Genomic DNA, 19,798 nt, shown 5'->3' on the forward strand with positions numbered 1-19,798 from the left:
TGGGCGTGACCGACCAGCCCGCCGGACTGCCCGCGATCGCGGCCTCCGGCATCCCCTACACCCTCACCCGGCACGGGCCGGTGTCCTCGCTCGCCGAGGCCGCGGCCGCCCGGGGCGTGGACCCGGCCCGCCTGGTGAAGACCCTCGTGGTGCGCCGAGGCGAGGGAGACTACGTCTTCGTGCTCGTCCCGGGCCTGCGCAGCATCGCCTGGCCGAAGCTGCGCGCCCTGCTGGGGGTCAACCGCCTGTCCCTGCCCCCGGCCGAGGAGGCCCGGGCGGCCACCGGCTACCCGCGCGGGTCCATCACGCCCTTCGGGGCGACGACGGCCTGGCCGGTCATCGCGGACGTCACCCTGCGCGGCCAGGAGGTCTCGATCGGCGCCGGCGCGCCGGGCGCGGCCGTCACCGTGGCCGCCGACGCGCTCCTGGAGGTGCTGGGCGCCCGGGTCGCGGACGTCACCGAGCCCGAACCGGACCGGGGTTGAGCCTCCGGGGGCGGGGCACCGTCGTCGTCCCGGTGTCCGGGCCCGCGTGCGGGAGCCGATCCCCCACCACGCATCCCCGGCCGGCGCCCTGCCCGGCCGACGTCGACTCCGGGCTCCCTCCCAGCCCCCGTTCACGCAGGTGACATCGGGATGTCGCCCTCCTTTGCCCGGCCGCGCCAGTCTGGTGGGATGGGCAGGGGCCGTGGACGCGCCCCGCCCGCCGCCGGCCACGGCGGCCCGGGACGAGACGAGACGAAGGATGATGACGCGTGACCCAGGAGATCGACCTCGGCTGGTTCATCCCCACCATGGGGGACACCTCACGGCTCGGTGACCCGGCCGCCGCGACCCCGCCGAGCCTCGAGCTGTTCACGCACATCGCGCGCACCGCGGAGGACGCGGGCTTCACCTACCTGCTCGTGCCGGTGATGCCGGAGTGCCACGAGGCCTACATCTCGTGCGCCATGGTCTCGGCCCGGACGGAGCGGATCGACATGCTGGTCGCCGCCCGCGCGGGGTTCATGGCCCCCACCGTCATGGCCAAGATGCTCGCCACCTTCGACCGGCTCTCCGGGGGCCGGCTGCGCGTCAACCTCATCACGGGCGGCGACTCCGCCGAGATGGCCGCGGACGGGATGTTCCACGGGCATGACGAGCGCTACGCCGTGCTCACCGAGACGGTGCAGGTCCTCAAGGACGCCTGGACGCGCGAGGAGCCGTTCGACGTGGACGGGACGTACTTCACGGCGCGCGGCGTGGACGTCCGGCCGAAGCCCGTGCAGCGCCCGCACCCGCCGTTCTACCTCGGCGGGATGTCCCCGGCCGCCCGGGAGCTGTGCGCCGCCCACGCGGACGTGCACCTGTTCTGGGGCGACACCCCGGCGAACATCGCCGGCCACGTGCGGGACATGACGGCCCGGGCCGCGGCGAAGGGGCGCACCCTGGACTTCGGCATGCGGCTCCAGGTGGTCGTCCGGGAGACCGAGGCCGAGGCGTGGGCCGCCGCCGAGGACCTCATCTCCCACGCCAGCGCCGAGCACAAGGAGTCCGTGAAGGGCCGCTGGAGCGAGTCGCAGGCCAACGACCGGATGAAGGAGCTGGCGCAGGCCGAGGGCCACCTGGTGGACGATCACCTGTGGAGCGGCATCGCCACGGTGCGCCACGGCGCGGGGATCGCGATCGTGGGCGACCCGGCGCAGGTCGCCGCCAAGATCGCCGAGTTCGTGGAGGCCGGCTGCTCCAGCTTCTGCCTGTCCGGCTACCCGCACGCCGAGGAGGCCGAGCGCTTCGGCCGGCTCGTCATGCCGCTGCTGCGCGAGCGCTTCGCCGTCCGGCTCCCCGGCGGGGGCGCGACGCCGGCCCCGGACCTGGCCGGCTCCGTCGCCTGACCGGGCGGTGGCCTGGCCGGGAGGTGGCCTGGCCGGGAGGTGGCCTGACCAGGGCGTGTCCCGACCGGGCGGTGGCCGGGGCGCGGTACCGGCGGGTGCCGGCATCGCGGGAGTGCCGCCATCGTGAGGTTCCCCCGCTCCGGGCCCGCCGTCGCGGGACGCGGGAAGGCCCCCGACCGGGGCCGGGGGCCTTCCGTGCGGCCGTGCGCCCAGGGCGCAGCGGGCCGCCGCGACCGGTCAGGGAAGACGACCGGTCAGGGGAGACATCAGCCGAGCACGATCGACTGGTCGATGGTGATGGCCTCCGGGGCCGGCGCGGTCACGTCACCCTCGGCGGGGGCCGTGGCCTCGGTCTCGACCGGGGCGGTCTCCTCCACCGGGGCCTCCTCGGTCACCTCACCCTCGGCCGGGGCGGTCTCCTCCACCGGGGCCTCCTCGGTCACCTCACCCTCGGCGGGGGCGGCCTCCTCGGTCACCTCACCCTCGACCGGGGCTGGCTCCGTCACCTCACCCTCGGCCGGGACGGTCTCCTCCACCGGGGCCGGCTCCGTCACCTCACCCTGCTGCTGGCCGGGCGCGAACTCGTGAGCCACGTCGGCGTTGGAGGTGCCCGGCGCCTTCTGCTGCGCCTCTTCGGAGATCGACGCTCCGGGGTTGTCGGCAGGGGCGGCGTTGGCAGCACCCATGGTGCCGGCGACGCCGAGGGCGCCCATCGCGGAGGCGGACAGGATCTTGTGGACCAGCTTCATGGTTCCACCCTTCCTTTCGGGGTTGGTGTCCTCTGGGTTGGGGGGCCCGGGACGTGGTGGCAACTCGGCGAGCGCCGGTCACGTTCCGGGTGCGCGTCGTCCGGACGACGCACCATCCACTGGAACAGGCCCAGCCCTCGGAGGTAAAGGCCCATGTCAGATCCGACGGCGAGTTCTGAGCCAGCGCCAAGGCCCTGTCAAGGAGACCGGGCGCCCGGGGAGAAGGTGTCCAAGATCACTTCACGAGTCTCCCTTCCGCTCGCGATCCGCGACATCCCGGGGCTCAGGGCGGCACCTACTCGTCGGTATACGAACTACCCCGCCTCCGACACGCACCTCCGGCTTGACGCAGGACCGCCCTCCGGGGCACATTTAGTTGACGCGTAAATCATTTGCGCCCGGGCCGAGGCCGGGGCGCCACTCCCCGACGAACGACCACAAGGAGCCGTCCGTGACCACCTCTGCCCAGATCCTCCCCGCCCCCCGCCCCGTCCAGGATTCGCTGCTGCTCGTGGCCCGCGTGATCCTCGGTGTCATCTTCATGGCCCACGGGGCCCAGAAGTTCTTCGAGTGGACCTTGGCCGGCACCGGCGCTGCCTTCGCCGAGATGGGCATCCCGCTGCCGCAGGTCGCCGCCACCTTCGCCGCCATCGTCGAGTTCGGCGCCGGCGCCCTGCTCATCCTCGGCCTGTTCACCCCGATCGCCGCCGCCCTCACCCTGGTCGTCACAGTGGGCGCCTGGCTGATGGTCCACCTGTCCAACGGCATCATGGTCGCCAACAACGGCTGGGAGCTCGTCGCCGCCCTCGCCCTCGGCGCCCTGGTGTTCGTGGCCGTCGGCCCCGGCCGGTTCAGCCTGGACGCGCTGATCGCCCGCCGCCGCAGCGCCTGACCACCACGCGACAGCCTGCCCCCGTGGGGCACGGCTCGGCCCGCCCCCGCCACGCCCCCGCCCCTCCGGGTCGGAGCGACGGGGGCGGGCCTTTCGCGTGCGGCCACCCCCGCCCCACCGGACGGGTCCACCGGTACGGCCGCTCGGTCTCGGGCGATCACGGCGGCGGCGCAGTCCTCGGCCGGGAGGACGCCCTGTTCGGGGTGGAGTGTCGGGGCATGGCCCGGCACCGGACGCCCTCCGGATCGACCGGCCGGCCGGGGTTCTACGACGTGTAGAATACATAGCGCACTAACTAATTGCGTCCATGGAGTCCCGTGCCATGCTCCCGGGGTTCCTCGAGGGAGAGCCACATGCGCGAGAAGCCCTACTCCGTCACGTCCGACCGCACCGGGCTGGGATTCGGGTACCGACTGGGCTGGCGGCTGGCCTACATGGTCACGTTCGTCACGGGTTCGGCCAGTCGCCAGGGCACGCTGGATCCGAGTGCGCAGCTGCGCAGGGAACGGGCCCGGCGGCTCGTCGAGGCCTACCGCGCGCGGGGCGAGGAACCTCCGGCCGGTGCGCTGACCGCCGCCGGCTACGCCGGCTAGTCCCCCGGCCGAGGGTGGACCCGGTCCATCAGCATGCTCATCAGCCGGTGGAGTTCCTGGAGCTCGGTCCGGTCCATCTGCAGGCGTTCCATCATCTGCACCGGCACGGCCTCGGCCTGCCGGCGCAGGTCCCGGCCGGCCTCGGTGAGGTCGATGGCCAGGGCCCGGTCGTCCTCGGGATCCCGGCCCCGGTGGATGTACCCCAGGGCCTCCAGTCGCTTGGTCAGCGGGGACAGGGTGGCCGGCTCCATGTGCAGCAGCGCCGCCAGGTCCTTGATCGACAGGGGCGCGTGCTGCCACAGGGCCAGCATGACCAGGTACTGCGGGTGGGTGAGCCTCAGGGGCTCGAGCACGGGCCGGTACGCGGCGATGACCCCTCGGGAGGCTACCGACAGGGCGAAGCAGATCTGGCTCTCCAGCGCCAAGGGGTCGGTGAACGGGGCACTGTGGTCCATGCCTCCAGCATGCCCCATCCCGGCCCGCACGGGATCCCATGTCCGGCCTCCCCGGATCGGGCTTGGGCGCCGTCGGCTTCCACCTCTACCCCTGCGGGGGAACCCTCGCCGGCGCCCACTGGATGAACGGTCACCTACCGGACCAGCACCAGGAGAACACGTGGACCGGCCCCTCTGGTTGACTACCTGACAGGTCACGGCGTGCCACCACCCGTGGCAGCCATTCGCCGGTCGAGACCCCAGGAGTCGGCTTGGTTCTCCCCCTCGGATCCTTCCCCCCGATCCACGGTACGTACCCGGCCATCCTCGACTGGCTCGATGCACACGGCGGTGGGCAGTGGCAGGACAGGCTGCGCTACGCCCTCGCGTTCTCCGAGCAGGGCTTCGACCCGGGCGAACAAGAACTGGCCGACGCGTGGCCGAGTGGCGCCCAGGTCAGTTGGCTCGGCGGGCCGGCCGTGGACACCGGCGCCTGGCCGCACGACGCCGACGGCGTGCCGCTGACCCACGTCGCCACCATCGACCTCGCCGGACTGGACGGAGCCCTGGACCGCGCCGGGAAGGCCATCTGGCCCACCGCCCAACTGCAGGAAGGCCTACCCCGGGCAGGCATCCTGCAGGTCTTCCATGACCTGCGGACCTACGGCCACGAGCCCGGTGATCGAGAACGGAAGGCCTGGGTCGTCATTGTCAGCGGGGACCCTGCATACCCTACGGGCGGCCCAACCCCTGCGCCGACCGGGCGGCGGCCGGCCCTCGTCGACCGTCCCGGAGCCTGGGCCGCACCCACCCGGGCCTGCCAGTTGGTGCTGCCCTTCTCCGGCTTCGCGCTGCCTTCGCCCTTGGACCTCTCCCCCCGGGAGGCGGGCGAGTTCGATCGACTCGAGGAGCTCACCGAGACCGTGCACCTGGCATGGATGAGCCAGCGCGGCGTCGGCGGTTCCTCCGCGATCCCCACCACCCATGCCTACGGGTACAGCTCCCGAGGTCACCACGCGGCCTCCATGGACCTCCTGCCCGAGGCGCTCCCGCTGGCCGATGGCGACCGGTACCGATTGATCCTGGAGATCGAGGGCTGGACCGTGCTGGAGGGGTGGTTCGGCGACGCCGGCAGCCTGGAGGTCTGGATGCGCCAGTCCGACCTGGATGCCGGCGCCTTCGAGAACACATGGTGCCTCGTCCGCACCGACTGAGGACACGGTCGGGCCAGTGGGCCTGGCGGTGCCGGTGGCGCTGGGGGGTGGGGGGTGTTAAAGGCCAGGAGCCCTGGACCGTGTGGTCCAGGGCTCCTGGTGAATGGTTGTCCGGCGGCGTCCTACTCTCCCACATCCTCCCGGATGCAGTACCATCGGCGCTGTGGGCCTTAGCTTCCGGGTTCGGAATGGGACCGGGCGTTTCCCCCACGCTATGACCGCCGTAACCCTGTGACCGCCCTGTCCGGGCCCGTGCCCCGCACTCCCCGGGTGGGGGGTGGGGTGGGCCGCCGTGTCGGGGGTGGCTTGGTGGTTACAACACTGTGGTTGCACTGTTCAATTGTACCCATACTGGGCCCCGGCCGGGCCCGGCGTGCCGGGGGGCTGGTGGGGTGCCCGGGGTGGTGCCCCGGGCTGGCCGCCCCCCGCGGGGGGTGGTGGTTCGGTCGGGTTGTTGTTCCGCAACCGCATAGTGGACGCTGCGCACCTGGCCCTCCCCGGCCGGTGAAGCCCGGCCCGGGGGTGGTGTTGTGTGTTTAAGTTGTCGGCCTATTAGTACCGGTCGGCTTCACAAGTCGTTGGTCCTTGCTTCCACGTCCGGCCTATCAACCCAGTGGTCTGCTGGGGGCCTCCCACCCACGAGGGGTGTGGAAATCTCATCTCGAAGCTGGCTTCCCGCTTAGATGCTTTCAGCGGTTATCCGTTCCGAACGTAGCCAATCAGCGGTGCACCTGGCGGTACAACTGACATACCAGAGGTTCGTCCGTCCCGGTCCTCTCGTACTAAGGACAGACCTTCTCAAATTTCCTGCGCGCGCAGAGGATAGGGACCGAACTGTCTCACGACGTTCTGAACCCAGCTCGCGTACCGCTTTAATGGGCGAACAGCCCAACCCTTGGGACCTACTCCAGCCCCAGGATGCGACGAGCCGACATCGAGGTGCCAAACCATGCCGTCGATATGGACTCTTGGGCAAGATCAGCCTGTTATCCCCGAGGTACCTTTTATCCGTTGAGCGACGGCCGTTCCACAACGGGCCGCCGGATCACTAGTCCCGACTTTCGTCCCTGCTCGAGATGCCTCTCTCACAGTCAAGCCCCCTTGTGCACTTGCACTCGACACCTGATTGCCAACCAGGCTGAGGGGACCTTTGGGCGCCTCCGTTACATTTTGGGAGGCAACCGCCCCAGTTAAACTACCCATCAGGCACTGTCCCTGACCCGGATCACGGGCCGAAGTTAGATGTCCAATGTGACCAGAGTGGTATTTCAACGATGACTCCACGAGCACTGGCGTGCCCGCTTCACAGTCTCCCACCTATCCTACACAAGCCACACCGAACACCAATACCAAACTATAGTAAAGGTCTCGGGGTCTTTCCGTCCTTCTGCGCGTAACGAGCATCTTTACTCGTAGTGCAATTTCGCCGAGTTCACGGTTGAGACAGCGGGGAAGTCGTTACTCCATTCGTGCAGGTCGGAACTTACCCGACAAGGAATTTCGCTACCTTAGGATGGTTATAGTTACCACCGCCGTTTACTGGGGCTTAAATTCTCCGCTTCGCCTTGCGGCTAACAGGTCCTCTTAACCTTCCAGCACCGGGCAGGAGTCAGTCCGTATACATCGTCTTGCGACTTCGCACGGACCTGTGTTTTTGATAAACAGTCGCTTCCCCCTGGTCTCTGCGGCCCCGATCCCCTCCATCCAGCGCGTGGATGTCAGGGTTGGGGCCCCCCTTCTCCCGAAGTTACGGGGGCATTTTGCCGAGTTCCTTAACCATGATTCTCTCGATCGCCTTGGTATTCTCTACCTGACCACCTGTGTCGGTTTGGGGTACGGGCGGCTGGAACCTCGCGCCGATGCTTTTCTTGGCAGCATAGGATCACCGGATCCCCCACCTGGTGGGGGCCTATCGGGTCTCAGGCTCACGTCCGGCGGATTTGCCAACCGGACACCCTACGCCCTTGGACCAGGTCATTTCCATTGCCTGGCCCGGCTACCTTCCTGCGTCACACCTGTTAATGCGCTTGCCTCCCCGGTTCAGGTCCCGCGCTTGCCCGCCACGCGCCCCCGAAGGGGCGTCCAGGCGGGTTCGGGCGGTTAGTATCACCGGCTCGGCAGGGGCGGTTCTTCGCCGGTACGGGAATATCAACCCGTTGTCCATCGACTACGCCTGTCGGCCTCGCCTTAGGTCCCGACTTACCCAGGGCAGATTAGCTTGACCCTGGAACCCTTGGTCATCCGGCGGACGGGTTTCCCACCCGTCTTTCGCTACTCATGCCTGCATTCTCACTCGTGCACAATCCACCGGCGCTTCCGCCCCGGCTTCACCTCGTGCACGACGCTCCCCTACCCATCCAGCAGATGCTGAATGCCACGGTTTCGGCGGTGTGCTTGAGCCCCGCTACATTGTCGGCGCGGAATCACTTGACCAGTGAGCTATTACGCACTCTTTCAAGGGTGGCTGCTTCTAAGCCAACCTCCTGGTTGTCACAGCAACTCCACATCCTTTCCCACTTAGCACACGCTTGGGGGCCTTAACCGGTGGTCTGGGCTGTTTCCCTCTCGACCATGAAGCTTATCCCCCACGGTCTCACTGCCACGCTCTGACTTCCCGGCATTCGGAGTTTGGCTGACGTCAGTAACCTTGTAGGGCCCATCAGCCATCCAGTAGCTCTACCTCCGGGAAGAAACACGTGACGCTGCACCTAAATGCATTTCGGGGAGAACCAGCTATCACGGAGTTTGATTGGCCTTTCACCCCTACCCACAGCTCATCCCCTCCATTTTCAACTGAAGTGGGTTCGGTCCTCCACGCGCTCTTACACGCGCTTCAACCTGGCCATGGGTAGATCACTCCGCTTCGGGTCTAGACCGTGCCACTAAGATCGCCCTATTCAGACTCGCTTTCGCTACGGCTTCCCCCCACGGGTTAACCTCGCGACACAGCACTAACTCGCAGGCTCATTCTTCAAAAGGCACGCCGTCACCCCGCAGGGCTCCGACGGATTGTAGGCACATGGTTTCAGGTACTATTTCACTCCCCTCCCGGGGTGCTTTTCACCATTCCCTCACGGTACTGATCCGCTATCGGTCAACAGGTAGTATTCAGGCTTACCAGGTGGTCCTGGCAGATTCACACGGGATTTCTCGGGCCCCGTGCTACTCGGGCACACTCACTAGGCGGCGGAACGCATTACGGCTACGGGACTCTCACCCCCTACGGTCAGGCATCCAAACCTGTTCGCCTATACGCCCGCACCTCACCACCCCAGGCCGGCAGACCTGGGACGCAAAGGCCCACAACCCCGAACACGCAACCCCTGCCGGGTATCACACGTGCACGGTTTAGCCCCATCCGCGTTCGCTCGCCACTACTGACGGAATCACATGTTGTTTTCTCTTCCTGCAGGTACTGAGATGTTTCACTTCCCTGCGTTCCCTCCAACCGGCCTATGTGTTCAACCGGCGGTCACACGCTCGTCGGCGTGCGGGGTTCCCCCATTCGGAGATCCTGGGCTCAACGTCCGGTTATCGACTCCCCCAGGCTTATCGCAGATTCCCACGTCCTTCATCGGCTCCTGTTGCCAAGGCATCCACCATGCGCCCTTGAAAACTTAGCCACACAACGGCCAAGCCTCGATGAGCATAAGACACCCACCACGCCGGCACCCCCGAGGGGACACCACGGGCGGGCATCGAAAGATGACTACATTCTCGGCGCCGCCACACCACGCCAGGGGGCGTGGGCATGACGGCAAAATAAGATGCTCGCGTCCACTATGCAGTTCCCAAACAACAACCCGCGCCACACGCCCCCACCCGCGCCGGCACCCCCCACGAGGAGGAGAACCCACGCACCACGGTGTCTCGGTGCAGCCGGAACCAGACCACAGGCCCGGAACAACCACCCCCCGGCCACCCCACCACGACGGGCAGGGCGCCACCGGGATCGGCGGCCGGTCCTGTTGTCCCAGGACCCAACAGTGTGCCAACACCCCCACGCCCATCCACCCGGGGTCCTCCTTCCACACGCCGGCGCGACACCCCAGGACAACCCCCGGGGCGCCCATTCCAGGCGCAGTACTGCAAGGACCACCGGCCGGTACGGCCAGGGGCACCATTCGTTGATGTTCCACCCATGAGCAACCCGCCGGTCCACACGCGGGACCGACACGGGCACCAAATGGACCACCCCGGTAACCCCCGCACCTGGTGCGGGACGAGATGGCCATGCGCTCCTTAGAAAGGAGGTGATCCAGCCGCACCTTCCGGTACGGCTACCTTGTTACGACTTAGTCCCAATCGCCAGTCCCACCTTCGACGGCTCCCCCCACGAGGGTTGGGCCACCGGCTTCGGGTGTTACCGACTTTCGTGACTTGACGGGCGGTGTGTACAAGGCCCGGGAACGTATTCACCGCAGCGTTGCTGATCTGCGATTACTAGCGACTCCGACTTCATGGGGTCGAGTTGCAGACCCCAATCCGAACTGAGACCGGCTTTTTGGGATTAGCTCCACCTCACAGTATCGCAACCCATTGTACCGGCCATTGTAGCATGCGTGAAGCCCAAGACATAAGGGGCATGATGATTTGACGTCGTCCCCACCTTCCTCCGAGTTGACCCCGGCAGTCTCCCATGAGTCCCCGGCACGACCCGCTGGCAACATGGAACGAGGGTTGCGCTCGTTGCGGGACTTAACCCAACATCTCACGACACGAGCTGACGACAACCATGCACCACCTGTGAACCCGCCCCAGAGGGGAAGGACCATCTCTGGCCCGGTCGGGAACATGTCAAGCCTTGGTAAGGTTCTTCGCGTTGCATCGAATTAATCCGCATGCTCCGCCGCTTGTGCGGGCCCCCGTCAATTCCTTTGAGTTTTAGCCTTGCGGCCGTACTCCCCAGGCGGGGCACTTAATGCGTTAGCTGCGGCGCGGAAACCGTGGAATGGCCCCCACACCTAGTGCCCAACGTTTACGGCATGGACTACCAGGGTATCTAATCCTGTTCGCTCCCCATGCTTTCGCTCCTCAGCGTCAGTAACAGCCCAGAGACCTGCCTTCGCCATCGGTGTTCCTCCTGATATCTGCGCATTTCACCGCTACACCAGGAATTCCAGTCTCCCCTACTGCACTCCAGTCTGCCCGTACCCACCGCAGATCCGGGGTTAAGCCCCGGACTTTCACGGCAGACGCGACAAACCGCCTACGAGCTCTTTACGCCCAATAATTCCGGATAACGCTCGCGCCCTACGTATTACCGCGGCTGCTGGCACGTAGTTAGCCGGCGCTTCTTCTGCAGGTACCGTCACTTGCGCTTCTTCCCTACTGAAAGAGGTTTACAACCCGAAGGCCGTCATCCCTCACGCGGCGTCGCTGCATCAGGCTTGCGCCCATTGTGCAATATTCCCCACTGCTGCCTCCCGTAGGAGTCTGGGCCGTGTCTCAGTCCCAGTGTGGCCGGTCACCCTCTCAGGCCGGCTACCCGTCGTCGCCTTGGTGGGCCATTACCCCACCAACCAGCTGATAGGCCGCGAGTCCATCCAAGACCGATGAATCTTTCCACCCCCACACCATGCGATGGAGGGTCGTATCCGGTATTAGACCCGGTTTCCCAGGCTTATCCCAGAGTCAAGGGAAGGTTACTCACGTGTTACTCACCCGTTCGCCACTCATCCACCCCAGCAAGCTGGGGCTTCAGCGTTCGACTTGCATGTGTTAAGCACGCCGCCAGCGTTCATCCTGAGCCAGGATCAAACTCTCCGTAAAAAACTACAGAAGAAACAACACCACGCCCGGCGGAAAACCCGGCACGGCATCATTCAATCCCTGGCAAGAGGCCCTCCACCACACGGGGGTGCGGCGGTCAGGCCATCCACCAATTTCAAACAATTGGCATCAACAAACTTGGCACACTATTGAGTTCTCAAACAACAGGCACGTGATCAGTACCGGCGAAGGAAACCGGTTTCACCCGGCCGTTTCTTCGCTTTCCTCATCCGCGGCTTTCAAAGCGTAGTCCCTCTTCCCCGGCCCGTCAAACCGGCGTTCCCGCCGCGCTCACCGCACCCGGACCGAAGTCCCACCGCCGCCCCCGGACCACCCGCCGGCCGCCACAGCGACCCGCCAGCTCCCCGGAGCAACTTTCCCATCCTAGACCCTCCCGGGCCCCGGCGTCAAACCCGCCGCACCCGGCCGGCCCCCGGCACCAGGCCGGACACCGCCCCAGTCAAGGACAGCCGCACCACCACCGGAAGGACAACCGCCCCTCCACGCCGTGGCACGAGGAGCAACCCTACACCCCCACCCACCCCCACGCAAACCGGGACGGCCTCGCGCCTCCGACGTGGAGGGAGCAACCCGATATCCCGGCCCCCAACCGCAGCCGGCGGACGGCCGGTGGACGATGTCGAGTAGCCGGCGGCCGGGGTGTGAGGCGTCCAGGGCCAACGCCCCGGCGGCATGGGCTCCGAGGAACCCCGTGCCCAGCACCTCGCAAGCCGCGGGCACGACAACGGCCCGGAGACGCGGCTGGGCCCGGCATCCCGTTCCGGGGATGCCGGGCCCTGTCCCTCCGCGAGGGTGCCGGTGCAGCGTTCAGCCGCGAGGTGGTCCGGCACCGGGCCGGACCGGGGGTCCACTCAGTAGCGGACCGCGGTGCTCATCATGTTCCAGGGGCTGTAGTCGAGGTCGGTGACCGCGACGCCCATCTGGGGGTTGCGAGCGTGGGCGATCTTGCCGTCGCCGATGTAGATGGCCACGTGGTAGACGCCGGAGCCAGAGCCGTTGTTGGACCAGAACACCAGGTCGCCGACCTGGAGGTTGCTCATGGAGACCTGCTGGCCGCCGTAGAACTGGGCCGAGGAGGTCCGCGGGATGCTCTTGCCGGCCTGGGCGAAGGCCTGCTGGGTGTAGCCGGAGCAGTCGTAGGCGGTCGGGCCGTTGCCGCCCCAGCTGTAGTAGACGCTCGGGTCGGCGGCCTTGGCGGCGGCCCACTGCGCCACGTCCGCCTGCCAGCCGGTGGCCGAGGAGGTGGAGTACGAGGCGAGCTGGTAGGTGCCCCCGGAGGCGGTCGAGGTGGAGGCCGTCGAGGAGCTCGTCGAGGTGGACGCGGAGCTGTAGCTGTAGTCCTGCTGGGCCGAGTAATCGGTGGTGGACACTCCACCGTCGTGGGCCGAGGCGGGGGCGACACCGGCGAGGGTGGCACCGGCGAGCGTGGCCAGGCCCGCGGCGCTGACCGTCAGGGAGCGACGGCGGCGGGAGCGGGCGGACAGCTTCTCGGCCTCGAGACGGGCACGGCGGGAGGGGTAGTTCATGGGGATACTCTCAATACCTAGCGCGTTATCTGAACGTTATCCACCGTACACGCTCGTTATGGAAACGCAACACTGAAGGAACGCTGATCGTTCGCTGGGAACGGCACGCACCACGCCACTCGGGCGCGAGAGCGCCGCCCGAAGGCCGACCTGCCCACGTTACCACTTCGTGATCACGACGGGCGTCCTCGGTGGTCAGGCGGACGTCGGCCGGACGTCGTAGACCAGCCTCGCCCACTCGCCGACCTTCTCGGCCGAGCACAGCCGCAGCCGGTCCCATCGCGCGTCGCCGGCGAACAACGGCTTCCCCGTGACCAACGTCACGGGCGCGACCGTCAGGCAGATCCGGTCCAGCGCCCCCGCGTCGAGGAACCGGGCCGCCAGGCCGCCCCCGCCCATGAGCCAGACGTCACCGTCCCCCGCGGCCGCACGGATCTCCGGAAGGTGACGGCCGACGTCGCCGTCCACGACCCGGACGTCCGCTCCCTCCGGGACGGGCAGGTCCCGGCTCGAGAAGACGAACAGGGGCTGCCGGCCCAGGTACTCCGGCCACTTCTCCGGATGGGCCAGCAGGTCCTCGGTCCGCAGGACCCACTCATAGGTGGTCGAGCCCATGACGATGGCCGTGGCGGCCTCCATGAACGGCTTCAGGTCCGGTTGCTCGCCCGGGATGGCGAACAGCCAGTCGAGCGAGTCGTCCTCGGTCGCGAGGAATCCGTTGAGCGTGCACGCGGTCTCGTAGATGACGGCCATGCCGGAACGCTAGCAACGCGGCGGAGCCCGCGGCAGGGAGCGGCGGCCGAGCGGGTACGGCAGCCAGGACGGGGAAGGGTTAATTCGCGCCCGGGGGGTTGTGCGGTCATGGACCCCGTGCCGGGCCCGCCCTACTGTCTGCCCTGTCCCGGCATCCCGCCCTCCCGGCTTCCTCCACCGTTCTCCGTGCACACCCAGCAGCCGATCACTCCACTACCGACAGCGCTCCACGGCGCAGACTCCACCGGCGGCTCCACCGGGCACCGACCGTCTCGACCGAGGCGGCCTTCGGCACCATCCCCTCCCGGAGGAATCACCATGCGTACCAAACCACTGCTCGCCGGGGCCGGCGCCCTGGCCCTTGCCACCACCCTCGTCGGCGCGCCCGCACAGGCCCACGAGAGCCCGAGGCCCCCGCGGGCCCACGAGCTGGCCAGCGGGCTCGTCAGCCCCCTCAGCCTGGACCTGGGCCGCCGCGGGGACGTGTACGTCACGCAGAATTTCGCCGGCGCCCTGTCGAAGGTGGACCGCCGGGGCACCGTGACGGACGTCCATCGCGGCAACCTGGCCGAACTGGCCGGCGTCGCCTATGACCGGGGAGCCACGTATCACGTGGAGACGAACGCCCCCGAGGGCGGGACGCCCACCTCCCACGTGATCAAGACCGCGCGGGACGGCATGCGGACGGTGGTCAGCGACGACTTCATGAAGTACGAGCGTGACCACAACCCGGACGGTGACGAGACCTACGGCTTCGTCCGCCTCCGCGGTACCTGCGCGGCCCAGCTGGACGCGTTCCAGGACTCGCTGGCAGACCTGGCGGGACCGGGCGGAGGAACCCCCCAGTTCGCGCGGTACACCGGCATCGAGGAGTCCCACGCCTACCAACTCGAGGTCGATCGCGGCACCATCTACGTCGCGGACGCCGCCGCCAACGCGATCCTGAAGGTCAACGAGCGCACGAAGCGGATCTCCACCGTCGCCGTCATCCCGGCCACCCCTGTGAGGTTCACGGCGGCCATGGAGACCTACCTGGAGGAGACCATCGAGGGCGCCCTGCAGCAGCAGGGCCAGGAGCGGGACATCGACATGCCGGACTGCCTGGTCGGCCAGCGGTACGTGCCCGAGCCGGTGCCGACGGACGTCGTCAAGGGGGGCCGGGGCGAGCTGTTCGTGTCCACGCTGGGCGGCGGGGTCGGCGAGGCCACTGCGCAGAGCAAGGTGTACCGCATCGAGCAGCGCCGTGGACCGGACCGGGTCACCACGGTGGCCCGTGGCCTGTTCGGTGCCACCGGACTGGACCGCGCCCCGAACGGCGACCTCTACGTCGCCGAGATGTTCGGCGGCGAGATCTCGCGCCTGAAGGCCCACGACGTCCGACACGCCCACCACGGCCACACCGCCAAGGCCTGGACCGTGGTCAAGGCCGAGACGCCGGCCGACGTCAAGGTGAGCGGTCACCACCTGTACGCCACCATCAAGGCCCTCTCCCCCACCGGCGGCGACCTGGTGAGGTACGACCTCAAGAACCGGAGGCCGTGACCGCACGGGGTGGGGGACCGCTGGCCGACATCTCCGCCGGGCGGGGTTAACCCGCCCCCGGGGAGTCGTGCGGGCATGGACCCCCGGGACAGGGCGCCATACTGTCGCCCTGTCCCGGCCCGCCACCCTCCCGGCATCCCCCACCGTTCTCCGTGCACACCCGACCGCCGATACATCCAGCACCGCTTGCGCTCCAGACCGCAGACTCCACCGGTGGCCTCCCCGGGCACCGACCGTCTCGACCGAGGCGGCCTTCGGCACCATCCCCTCCCGGAGGAATGACCATGCGTATCAAGCCACTGCTCGCCGGGGCCGGCGCCCTGGCGCTGGCGACCACCCTCGTCGGCGCGCCCGCCCAGGCGCACTCGGAGAAGCCCAGGAACCAGGAACCACACGTGCTCGCCAGCGGGCTGGCCGGCCCGCTGACCCTGGCGGTCGGCCAGCGCCGGGACGTCTACGTCACGGAGGTGTTCGCCCCGAGACCCACCCTGACCAAGGTGGACCGCCGGGGCGCCGAGAGCACCGTCTACGAGATGCCGAATCCCCCCGGGACCACGGAACTCGTGGGCGTCGCCTACGACCGCGGCTCGACGTACCACGTGGAGACGGACCATGCCGCCGAGGGAGGGCCCACGTCCCACGTGGTCAAGACGAACCGTAACGGTCAGCGGACCATCGTCAGCGACGACCTCTGGGACCACGAGGCCCGCAGGAACCCCGACGCGGGCCAGACCTACGGGTTCCACGGCCTGGACCGCCAGTGTGCCGCCGAAGTGGCGGCCTACGAGGCCCCGGAGAACGTCCCGGACATCTTCACGGGCTACCGGGGCATCGTCGAGTCGCACGCCTACCAGCTCGAGGTCCACCTGGGCACCATCTACGTGGCCGACGCCGCCGCCAACGCGGTGCTGAAGGTCGACGAGCACACGAAGCGGATCTCCACGGTCGCGGCCATCCCGGCCTCGCCGATCCGGTTCACGGATGAACTGGAGGAGTTCGTCGAGGACACCTTCGGCGGGGACTTCCCCGGATGCACCGTCGGCGAGAGGTACGCGCCGGAGCCCGTGCCCACCGATATCGCGGTCGGCCGTCGCGGTGAGCTGTTCGTCTCCACCCTGCAGGGAGGGGCGGGCGAGGTCGTCCCCATCAGCCGGGTGCACCGCATCGAGCAGCGCCGCGGCCCGGACCGGGTCACCACCGTGGCGCGCGGGCTGTTCGGGGCCACGGGCCTCGACCGGACCCGCAACGGTGACCTCTACGTCGCCGAGATGTTCGGTGACGAGATCTCCGTCCTCGAGGGCCGCGACGTCCGCCATGCCCACCCCGGCCACCTGGCCAGGGCCCACACCCTGTTCGAGGCCGAGACCCCGGCCGACGTCCAGGTGAGCGGCCGCCACCTGTACGCGACCGTCAACGCCACCGCCGAGCCCGAGGTCGGCGGCGACCTCGTGCGGTACGAGCTCAAGCACCACGGGAGGTGAGGACGCCGGGCCGGCGTCGCCGTCGGTGACCGGCGACCGAAGGCCGAGGCCGTACGGGCGGCCCCGGGTCCTGTCCCAGGATCCGGGGCCGCCGCGTCAGCGGGCGTCCGCCACGACGCCGTCCGCCCCGAGTATCCGGTGCGGCGTGTGCCACAGGGCGGTGCGCATCCACTCGTCGTCCATCCCCCAGCGCACGAGGGCCTCGACCTGGTGGCTGTAGGGATAGGGGATGGAGGGGAAGTCGGAGCCGAACACCACCTTCCCCTCGAGGGCGGCCAACACCTCCGGGTACCGCTCGGGGGCGGGGTGCTGCTGCTCCATGTATCCCGTGCCGACCATGGTGGTGTCCAGGTAGACGTTGGGGCTCTCCGCGGCCAGCGCCGCGAACTCGAGGTACTCGGGCAGTCCGGCGTGGGCGATCACCAGCACGAGCCCGGGGTGGCGGTCGACGAGCTCGCGGATGCGCCCGGGGCCCGTGAACTCGCCCGGATGGGGGCCGCTGCCGCAGTGGATGACGACCGGCACGGCGGCCTCCTCGAGGCTCCGCCAGGCATGGTCCAGCCGCGGGTCCAGGGGCGAGAACCCCCCGACCTGCACGTGCACCTTGAACAGCCGGGCCCCCCGTTCCAGGCTGCGGGCCACCTCGGCGTCCACCCCGTCCTCCGGGTAGAGGGTGGCCGAGTGGATCGCGTCCGGGTGCTCGGCGGCGAAGGCTGCCGAGTAGTCGTTGAGCCAGGCGGCCATGCCCGGCCGGTGGGCGTAGTTCAGGGTGCCGTAGGCGCTGACGCCGAGGTCCCGGAGGACCCGCACCCGGTACTCCTCCGAGTGCCGGTACTCGATGTGCCACGGCGGCCCGCCCCGCTCCGCCTCGGCGTCGAAGAAGGCCCACACCTTCTCCTGGACGTTGGCCGGCATGAAGTGCACGTGCAGGTCGACGATCCCCGGCAGGCCGAGCGCGTCGAGGTACGGGCGCAGTTCCGCGTCCGAGCGGGGGGCGGGCGTGTGGGCCATCGTGCGGTTCCTCGGTGGTCTGGGTCCGTGGTCTGGTGGCGGGTCCGTGGCCGCTCAGCCGCAGGACCCGGAGCGGCGCGGCTCGTGGTGCCACCCTAGGTGCACTGGGCGCTCCCGGGCACGTCCTCCCCGGTGGTCCCGGGCGCGTCCGGGGCGGCCCGGCGGCGGAGCTGCCAGCGCGAGTGCAGCGACTCGATGGCCTTGATCAGGGCCCCCACGCCGAGGGCGGAGAGGAGGGTGCCCTCCCGCACCCCGTACAGCTGCCCGAGCAGGGCCAGGGACAGGGCCACGGCGAGGACGACCAGCGTCCAGTCGAACACCTGCTTCACCGTGCCGAAGCGCGCCCCCAGCAGGCGGTGCAGCACCACCACGATCCCGTCCCCCGGAAGGTAGGCGATGCGGGCGTTGACCTCGATGTAGACCCCGACGGCGGCCACCACCACGCTGAGCACCGTCCACCCGGCCTGCGCCGCGTAGTGGACCGGCTCGATCCACTCCGTGGCCCACAGCGCCACGTCGCACATCAGCCCGAACACGAGCGTCAGGGGAACCTGCAGGAGCTGCAGCGGGGGGAACCGGCGCCGCAGCAGGGCGAGCTGGAGCAGCACGAACACCATGTTCAGGGCGGCGATGTAGGCGCCCACCGTGAACGGGGTGGCCGCGGCCAGGACGTTGGGGATCGTGGAGATCGGCGTGGCGCCGAGCCCGGCCCGGATGCTCAGCGCGATGCCGAAGGCCAGGATGAAGATGCCGAGGAAGAACCGCAGCCAGCGCCCGGCCGTGGACCGCGGGGGCGTACCGGCATCCGTGCGTTCCTCCACCGTCGCCGCGCCCCCCGTGCCGTCCCGCGCCGGCCGTCCGGCGCGCCGATCACTATAGGCCACGGGCCGGGCGGGGCGCTCAGCCCACGCGCAGCACGGCCGCCCCGGTGACGCGGTCGGCGGCCAGGTCGGCGAGCGCCCGGTCGGCCTCGGCGAGCGGGTAGGACACCGTGGTGGGGCGCAGCCGCATCCGGGCGGCCAGGCGCAGGAACTCCTCGCCGTCCTGCCGGGTGTTCGCGGTGACGCTGCGCAACTGGCGCTCCTGGAACAGCTCGGCGGCGTAGTCCAGCACCGGGATGTCGCTGAGGTGGATGCCCGCCAGCGCGAGCGTGCCGCCGCGGTCCAGCGCCCGGAGGGCCGGCGGGACGAGGTCCCCGGCGGGGGCGAAGATGATCGAGGCGTCCAGCGGCACGGGCGGCGGCTCGGAGGCCTCCCCCACGAAGTCGGCGCCGAGCGCCCGGGCCAGCGCCCGGCCCCTCTCCCCGCGCGTCATGACGTACACCTCGGCGCCCTGGTGCAGGGCCACCTGGGCGGCCAGGTGGGCCGAGGCGCCGAAGCCGTAGATGCCCAGGCGACCGCCGGGCGGGAGCTGGGCGCGCTGCAGGGCGCGGTAGCCGATGATCCCCGCGCACAGCAGCGGGGCGGCCTCCTCGTCGCCGAAGTCCGGGGGCAGCTCGTACGCGTAGGCCTCGGGGACCACGGCGAGCTCGGCGTAGCCGCCGTCGGCGTCCCAGCCGGTGAACCGCGGGTCCAGGCACAGGTTCTCGGCGCCGCGGCGGCAGAAGCGGCAGTGCCCGCACGTGGAACGCAGCCACGCGATGCCCACCCGGGCGCCGGCGTCGAACCTCCGCGCCCCCGGGCCGGAGCCCACCACCTCGCCGACCACCTCGTGGCCCGGGACGACCGCCGGGCGGTGCAGGGGCAGGTCGCCCTCGGCCACGTGCAGGTCGGTGCGGCACACACCGCAGGCGAGGACGCGCACGAGCACCTCGCCGGGGCCCGGCTCCGGGTCGGGCCGCTCGCCGAACGCCAGCGGTCCCTCCTCCGCGGGGCCCTGGCGCTGCACCCACCAGGCGCGCATGCGCTCCTCCTCCGTCCGTCCCGCTGCTGTCCGGC

The 19,798-nt window shown here is 69.1% G+C and carries 14 protein-coding genes and 3 rRNA genes; 7 read left to right on the forward strand and 10 right to left on the reverse strand.

Features of this window, described 5'->3' with window-relative positions:
* The first annotated feature begins 5 nt into the window (after positions 1-5).
* Together E7744_RS14305 and E7744_RS14310 are read left to right on the forward strand one after the other, a co-directional pair.
* Entirely contained in the window at positions 6-485 is a 480-nt protein-coding gene (locus E7744_RS14305) for an aminoacyl-tRNA deacylase (RefSeq protein ID WP_137774704.1), read from the forward strand.
* A 269-nt stretch (positions 486-754) separates the two neighbouring features.
* On the forward strand, positions 755-1,873 hold the full coding sequence (locus E7744_RS14310) for an LLM class flavin-dependent oxidoreductase (RefSeq protein ID WP_210417132.1): 1,119 nt from the start codon (positions 755-757) through the stop codon (positions 1,871-1,873).
* 266 nt (positions 1,874-2,139) lie between these two features.
* Here the strand turns inward: E7744_RS14310 and E7744_RS16310 are convergent, their stop codons facing one another.
* Complete coding sequence (locus E7744_RS16310) at positions 2,140-2,622, reverse strand: hypothetical protein (protein WP_137774705.1); 483 nt, start codon at positions 2,620-2,622, stop codon at positions 2,140-2,142.
* A gap of 451 nt (positions 2,623-3,073) precedes the next feature.
* Between E7744_RS16310 and E7744_RS14320 the strand changes: the two genes are divergently transcribed.
* Entirely contained in the window at positions 3,074-3,514 is a 441-nt protein-coding gene (locus tag E7744_RS14320; protein WP_246858472.1) for a DoxX family protein, read from the forward strand.
* Positions 3,515-3,867: 353 nt separating this feature from the next.
* Positions 3,868-4,107 (forward strand): hypothetical protein, encoded by a 240-nt coding sequence (locus E7744_RS14325; RefSeq protein WP_137774706.1) that lies wholly within the window; start codon positions 3,868-3,870, stop codon positions 4,105-4,107.
* Here E7744_RS14325 and E7744_RS14330 read toward each other — a convergent pair.
* Positions 4,104-4,562 carry a MarR family winged helix-turn-helix transcriptional regulator gene (locus tag E7744_RS14330; RefSeq protein WP_137774707.1) on the reverse strand — a complete coding sequence of 153 codons (459 nt, stop codon included), beginning with the start codon at positions 4,560-4,562 and terminating at the stop codon, positions 4,104-4,106. The two genes, E7744_RS14325 and E7744_RS14330, sit on opposite strands and share 4 nt — an antisense overlap.
* Before the next feature lie 251 nt (positions 4,563-4,813).
* Here E7744_RS14330 and E7744_RS14335 point away from each other — a divergent pair, with 251 nt between their 5' ends.
* Positions 4,814-5,755, forward strand: coding sequence for a DUF1963 domain-containing protein (locus E7744_RS14335; RefSeq protein ID WP_137774708.1), 942 nt, complete (start codon positions 4,814-4,816; stop codon positions 5,753-5,755).
* Between the two features lie 109 nt (positions 5,756-5,864).
* Here E7744_RS14335 and rrf read toward each other — a convergent pair.
* The 5 genes from rrf to E7744_RS14360 form a co-directional block, all read right to left on the reverse strand.
* A 5S ribosomal RNA gene (gene rrf / locus E7744_RS14340) occupies positions 5,865-5,981 on the reverse strand.
* A gap of 306 nt (positions 5,982-6,287) precedes the next feature.
* A 23S ribosomal RNA gene (locus E7744_RS14345) occupies positions 6,288-9,378 on the reverse strand.
* A gap of 623 nt (positions 9,379-10,001) precedes the next feature.
* A 16S ribosomal RNA gene (locus E7744_RS14350) occupies positions 10,002-11,527 on the reverse strand.
* The 16S, 23S and 5S rRNA genes sit together here, the layout of an rRNA operon.
* Before the next feature lie 872 nt (positions 11,528-12,399).
* Positions 12,400-13,074 carry a C40 family peptidase gene (locus E7744_RS14355; RefSeq protein WP_137774709.1) on the reverse strand — a complete coding sequence of 225 codons (675 nt, stop codon included), beginning with the start codon at positions 13,072-13,074 and terminating at the stop codon, positions 12,400-12,402.
* A 195-nt stretch (positions 13,075-13,269) separates the two neighbouring features.
* A complete protein-coding gene (locus E7744_RS14360; protein ID WP_137774710.1) occupies positions 13,270-13,827 on the reverse strand; it encodes a dihydrofolate reductase family protein in 558 nt (185 codons plus the stop codon).
* A gap of 318 nt (positions 13,828-14,145) precedes the next feature.
* On the opposite strand from E7744_RS14360, the gene E7744_RS14365 reads away from it, so the two are divergent.
* Together E7744_RS14365 and E7744_RS14370 are read left to right on the forward strand one after the other, a co-directional pair.
* Positions 14,146-15,369: a ScyD/ScyE family protein gene (locus E7744_RS14365; protein ID WP_168199833.1), complete on the forward strand. Its 1,224-nt coding sequence runs from the start codon at positions 14,146-14,148 to the stop codon at positions 15,367-15,369.
* Between the two features lie 284 nt (positions 15,370-15,653).
* Positions 15,654-16,850 carry a ScyD/ScyE family protein gene (locus tag E7744_RS14370; RefSeq protein WP_168199834.1) on the forward strand — a complete coding sequence of 399 codons (1,197 nt, stop codon included), beginning with the start codon at positions 15,654-15,656 and terminating at the stop codon, positions 16,848-16,850.
* A 96-nt stretch (positions 16,851-16,946) separates the two neighbouring features.
* Here the strand turns inward: E7744_RS14370 and E7744_RS14375 are convergent, their stop codons facing one another.
* From E7744_RS14375 to E7744_RS14385, 3 genes are all read right to left on the reverse strand, one after another.
* Positions 16,947-17,861 (reverse strand): amidohydrolase family protein, encoded by a 915-nt coding sequence (locus E7744_RS14375; RefSeq protein WP_137774713.1) that lies wholly within the window; start codon positions 17,859-17,861, stop codon positions 16,947-16,949.
* A gap of 95 nt (positions 17,862-17,956) precedes the next feature.
* Positions 17,957-18,682, reverse strand: a complete 726-nt coding sequence (locus tag E7744_RS14380) for a YitT family protein (RefSeq protein WP_137774714.1) — start codon at positions 18,680-18,682, stop codon at positions 17,957-17,959.
* Positions 18,683-18,761: 79 nt separating this feature from the next.
* Positions 18,762-19,763, reverse strand: coding sequence for a zinc-dependent alcohol dehydrogenase family protein (locus tag E7744_RS14385; RefSeq protein ID WP_137774715.1), 1,002 nt, complete (start codon positions 19,761-19,763; stop codon positions 18,762-18,764).
* Between the last annotated feature and the right edge of the window lie 35 nt (positions 19,764-19,798).

The organism is Citricoccus sp. SGAir0253 (assembly GCF_005877055.1).
Classification (GTDB): Bacteria; Actinomycetota; Actinomycetes; order Actinomycetales; family Micrococcaceae; genus Citricoccus.